The organism is Bradyrhizobium oropedii, assembly GCF_020889685.1.
Classification (GTDB): Bacteria; Pseudomonadota; Alphaproteobacteria; order Rhizobiales; family Xanthobacteraceae; genus Bradyrhizobium; species Bradyrhizobium oropedii.
The window spans coordinates 1-5,318 of the sequence record NZ_JACMYO010000318.1 but is presented as its reverse complement, the minus strand read 5'-3'; the positions used below and the strand labels follow the sequence as shown (position 1 = coordinate 5,318).

4 protein-coding genes and 2 pseudogenes are annotated in these 5,318 nt (G+C 59.2%); 5 read left to right on the top strand and 1 reads right to left on the bottom strand.

Annotated features, from left to right (window positions below; all coding sequences use genetic code 11):
- Positions 1-84: 84 nt before the first annotated feature.
- Positions 85-255 (bottom strand): annotated as a pseudogene (locus H8A95_RS41470) (transposase domain-containing protein); the annotation flags it as partial.
- Positions 256-290: 35 nt separating this feature from the next.
- Here H8A95_RS41470 and H8A95_RS41465 point away from each other — a divergent pair.
- The 5 genes and pseudogenes from H8A95_RS41465 (at position 291) to H8A95_RS41445 (ending at position 5,274) form a co-directional block, all read left to right on the top strand.
- Positions 291-734, top strand: coding sequence for a Y4bD/Y4pK family protein (locus H8A95_RS41465; protein ID WP_229188240.1), 444 nt, complete (start codon positions 291-293; stop codon positions 732-734).
- A pseudogene (locus H8A95_RS41460) lies at positions 731-1,093 on the top strand (recombinase family protein); the annotation flags it as partial. The gene H8A95_RS41465 and the pseudogene H8A95_RS41460, both read left to right, overlap by 4 nt.
- Positions 1,094-1,549: 456 nt before the next feature.
- Complete coding sequence (locus H8A95_RS41455; protein WP_229188239.1) at positions 1,550-2,854, top strand: recombinase family protein; 1,305 nt, start codon at positions 1,550-1,552, stop codon at positions 2,852-2,854.
- Positions 2,855-2,886: 32 nt separating this feature from the next.
- Positions 2,887-3,534, top strand: a complete 648-nt coding sequence (locus H8A95_RS41450) for a hypothetical protein (RefSeq protein ID WP_229188238.1) — start codon at positions 2,887-2,889, stop codon at positions 3,532-3,534.
- 72 nt (positions 3,535-3,606) lie between these two features.
- The gene (locus tag H8A95_RS41445; RefSeq protein WP_229188237.1) at positions 3,607-5,274 is read left to right on the top strand and encodes a recombinase family protein; all 1,668 of its coding nucleotides are present in this window, start codon (positions 3,607-3,609) and stop codon (positions 5,272-5,274) included.
- Positions 5,275-5,318: the final 44 nt, after the last annotated feature.

Here is a 5,318-nt window from a genome sequence, read left to right as displayed (position 1 = left end):
GTGGTCGGGTCCCAGACCGGATCGTCCGGCGACAGTCCCACGAACCAGCGGTACAAAAGATTGGTAAGCGGCAAGCTGAGGCCGTCAGGCTGCGTGGTTCCATGGCATAAGCGCGTCGATTTCGCTGCTCGGCCAGCCATTGGCGATACGCTGAAGTGTGAGGGCGAGCCAGGCGAACGGATCGACGGTGTTCATTTTCGCCGTCTGCAGCAGCGTTGCGATGGTCGCCCAGGTTCGTCCGCCGCCGTCCGAGCCGGGGCCATAGTGCCGGGTTTCTGACATTCGAAGCCGTGATCGCCTATCCGTACCACCCGCTGTTCGGCCGGACGGTCCTGGTGACCGGCGACCATGAGCACGACGGTGTTCATTATTTCCTGATTCGGCAACCGCAGGGCGGCTCCTTCCAGGTGCCGGGCTGGATGTTCGATCCGGCGGCATGTTCGATGGAGATTGTAACGGTTCCGCGCCTTCCTGTCAGCCAACTCATTCAACTGCGTAGTCTGGTTGATCATCTCGTAGCCTGTCGTCCGGAGGAAGAAAGCCCCGGAGGATTCGACAATGAGAAAGCAGTGTCGTGCGCAAATGGATCTGTTCCTTCCCCTAACCCGGCCCGGCGATATGAGTGGCGCCGAACGCCAGAAGGCGGTGGCGCTTCTGCGAGTATTGCTGACGGAAGCGGCGGCGAAGCCGGCCAACGAGCCTCAGGCCAACGGCAAAAAGGGAGCAGGCGATGAGTAGGATCACGCCCGCGCACCTGGCCCGTGCCGCTTTCGTGTACATCCGACAATCCACGGCGTATCAGGTCGTCAACAATCTCGAGAGCCAACGACGCCAGTATGGCTTGGTCGAACGCGCGCGGCAGCTTGGATGGGAAGACGTCCAGCTTGTCGATGATGATCTCGGCCGGTCCGGTGGCGGAACGGTCCGACCGGGCTTCGATAAGCTACTGTCCGCGATTTGCGAAGAACGGGTTGGCGCCGTGGTATCGCTCGAGGCATCACGCCTTGCCGGGAACGGCAGAGATTGGCACACTTTGCTGGAGTTCTGTGGCCTGGTCGGCACGCTGATTGTCGACGAGGAAGCTATCTACGACCACACAGCATGATGCCCCTATTCGGGAGCCATCTGATCAGTTGGAGCAGATTACCGTAACCGACCCGACCCATCCACTATACGGGCGGCGCTTTGATTTGGTATCGGCCGGAAGCTCGTTCCGACCCGGCGGCTGCGTTCTCGTTTATTATCGCGACGGCAATTTGCTGAGAATTCGAGCTGCAGCAACCAACCTCTATGGCGAGCGGCTGTCTGTCCCGTCAAGCAAGCTTTCGCTCGAAAGCATTCGAGACTTGCTCCGGCTTTCAAGAGACGTGGTGCCGAGGAGCTTGGCGAATCAGCCGACAAATGATTCTTTAGGGCACGGCTCCGAATCAAAATTGGCAAGCTCGCGTGGTTCGCTGGGAGGAGAGCCATGAGGTCGGATCTCGTGACGGGGAGCCACCTGTGTCGCAGAGCCGTAATTTACATTCGGCAGTCCACGCCTCATCAGGTGATGACCAACCAGGAAAGCCTGCGGCTGCAGTATGCACTGCGACAGCGAGCCAACGATTTCGGTTGGGATGATACCAATATTGATGTCGTTGATGCCGACCTTGGGTTGAGTGGATCGACAGCAGCCCATCGCGAGGGCTTCAAGGACGTTATCGCCCGCGTCACGTTGGGTGAAATCGGAATCATTCTCTCCTACGAGGTGACGCGTCTCGCGCGCAACTGCTCTGACTGGTACCCGCTACTCGATCTGTGCGGCTACCGGCAATGCCTCATTGCCGATCGCGACGGCGTCTACGATCCTGGCTCAACCAATGGGCGCCTGTTACTCGGCTTAAAGGGCACAATCTCCGAAGTGGAGTTGCACACACTGCGCGGCCGTCTGACGGCGGGGCTGCGCGCCAAGGCCGAGCGCGGCGAGTTGACGTTACTGTTACCGGCGGGTTTGGAACGTGACACCAATGGCGTGGTATCGAAGGATCCGAGCAGGGAGGTGCAGCAGCGGATATCACTGGTTTTCACGACATTTCTGGAGGGAGGCTCCGTAGGCAAGGTAATCCGGTCATTCCGAGATCGTGCGCTCTCCATACCGCGGCGGGACCGGTTCGGCGATATTGCGTGGCGGACACCATCAGCCAGCATGATTTCCGGAATTTTGAGGAATCCGGCCTATGCTGGCGCTTTCGTCTATGGCCGTACCAAGTCCTGCCGCACGTCCTATGCAAGTGGTAAACTGAAGACGGCTCGCTGCCCAATGGCAGAGTGGAAGGTAGTAGTAAAGGACCGCTATCCTGCATACATCGATTGGGATGGCTTTGAGCGGATCCAGGCCATGTTGCGCGATAACCATGCCGAATACCAACGCAATCAAACGCGTGGCGTGCCCCGAGAGGGCGCCGCTATCTTGCAGGGCATCACCTGGTGCGGCCGGTGCGGCCACAAGATGTCGATACAATACAAAGGCGGGTCTCGCTACGTCTGCAATTCCCTGTTGAACCACCAAGGCAAGACGCTATGCCAGCATCTTCCCGCCGATCCAATCGACGCACAGGTGGTGGCTGCATTCTTTGCAGCGATCGCTCCCGCTGAGGTGGAGTCCTGGAGACGTGCGCTCAATGCGCGGCAGCAGACTGACGAAGCGCTTGATCGCGCCGAAGAGCAGAGCAGGTTGAGCGACTGCGCTATCAGGCACTCCTGGCCGAACGACAATATAATCGGGTCGATCCTGACAATCGCCTCATCGCCGCTGAGCTGGAGCGGCGATGGGAAAGAGCGCTACGCGAACTCCGGCAGGCTGAAGAGGCGCTGACCACCCGCCGAGCCACGAAGAGTAAATCAGCCATGTTGACCCCAGAGGAGCAGAATGAGTTTCTTGCGCTTGGTCCGCACTTGCCTGAGCTCTGGCAGCGGCCTGATGTGAGCCGGGCAGATAAGAAGCAGTTATTACGAACGCTGATTGACAAGGTTGTTCTCCACCGCATCACGCGCGATCGAATCGCGATCCGGATCGTCTGGTGTGGTGGCGAGATATCCGAATTGGAAGTCCAGCCGAGGGTCCATGCGCTGCATGCTCTAACTCGAGGGACTGAGATGCAAGCACGGATCCTTGAGCTGGCCCGCCAGGGTTTCGATGATGCCGAAATCGCCAATACCTTGACCCAGGAGGGGCACCGCTCACCGCGCCGAAATTATGTTCCAGTACGAACCGTTCAGATCGTGCGGCAGCGCCATCGCGTGCTGCAGGACGGCGTCGCAACGCGTGCTCGTCACGTTGCTGGCTGGCTGCCGGTGACCGCAATGGCAAAGCGTTTGGGAGTTTCGAGTTCTTGGATCAAGCGACGTATCCGCAGCGGCACCATTAATATCCAGCGCGATCCTTGGGACAAGCGATTCCTCTTTCCTGATACGGAAGCCAGCATTGTTGCGTTGCAGGAGCTTAAGACAGGAGCTCGAGATCACCTCGTTTTCGACCCGAGAGCAAACAAATGAAGGTATCAACATGATCGATCGTACGATCCACGCTCACCCAATGATCGGCTGTTGCTTGGCATGAAGGGCACCATGAGTGAGATGGAGTTGTCGATCTTCCGACAGCGGTCCGTCGAGGCCATGCGCCAAAAGGCACGGCGGGGCGAACTTCATTTGACGGTCGCCGTTGGCTACGTGAAGACGGATGACAGCCGTATCGAGAAGGATCCTGATCGGCGCGTCCAGGATGGCATTTTGCTCGTCTTCCGCAAATTCGCCGAGCTCCAATCAATCCGGCAGGTGCTGCTTTGGTTCAGGCAGGAGAACGTCCTCGTTCCAGCGATTGTGCAAGGTCGCGGTAAACGCCCAGTCGAATGGAAGGCACCCGTCTATCACACCCTGCACCACATGCTGACGAACCCGGTGTACGCTGGCTCTTACGCCTATGGTCGGCGCGGGACACGGGTGACGATCAAGGACGGGCGCAAGCGGATCATGCGCGACACGCTCCGGCGCAATTGGAAGGATTGGGACGTTTTGATCCACGACCATCACGAGGGCTATCTCGCCTGGGCGGAGTTCGAGAGGAATCAGCACCTGATTGCCGACAACGCCAATGGAAAGAGCTATATGGGTCGCGGTTCGATAAGGCGCGGCGATGCTCTGCTGCCGGGTTTATTCCGTTGCGCGCGCTGTGGCCGACGCCTGCACATCCAGTACACTGGAAAGGGCGGGAACACACAGCGATATGCCTGCCGGGGGGCCTTCGGCACCAAAGCGGCCGACAACTGTATCGGCTTTGGCGGCATGCGGGTCGATCGCGTCGTCGCCCAGGAGGTGCTCGATCGACTGCAGCCTCTTGGGATTGAAGCAGCGCTGGCCGCGATGGAAGCCCAGAGCGTGCATCATTGCGACAAGCGCCAACACATCGAGAACGCAATCCAGCACGCTCAATACGAAGCCGCTCGGGCACGGCGACAGTACGACGCCGTCGATCCCGATAACCGGCTGGTTGCCAGTGAGTTGGAGCGGCGCTGGAACGAGAAGCTGGTTCAACTGCGCGACCTGGAGGTCCAGCTCGAGACCCTCAAACAGACGCAATATGCTCCAGCGCTTTCCGCCGCGGATCGCGCGAGGCTGATGAGTCTCGGCAAGGATTTGACCAAGGCGTGGAACAGTCCCGGGGCGTCCATCGAGACACGCAAGAAGATCATCAGGCTGTTTGTCAAAGAGATCATCGTCGATGTCGTGGGCAATACATTGGCGCTCATCATTCACTGGCAAGGCGGCGATCACACCCAGTTGACGGTCAAAAAGAACAAGATCGGACAGACCCGCTGGACGGTCGAAGCCGATGTCCTCGATCTCATTCGCGTATTGGCGAGGCAATTATCGGACACGGCAATCGCTGCGATCCTCAATAGGTCTGGCAAGCCGACTGCACATGGTGCGAGTTGGACACGATCCCACGTCTGCAGTCTCCGGAACACCAACGGCATTCCTGTCTACCGCGAAGGTGAACGAGCCGAGCGCGCCGAAGTGACGTTGGATGAAGCTACCGACATTCTGAAGGTGAGCCGCACGACGGCCTATCGGATGGTCAGCAGTGGCACCCTTCCGGCCCGGCAGCTGTGCGCCGGGGCGCCCTGGATTATCCGGCTCGCCGACCTGCAGCGAGAAGCTGTGTGCCGCGAAGCCGATGCCAGACGATCGCGTCGTCCGATATCTCGAGATCCGCAGCAAAATCTTCTTCCTTTATAAGGGCATCACCAGATGAGCAGTATGACGCGCCAACGTCGCTGCCG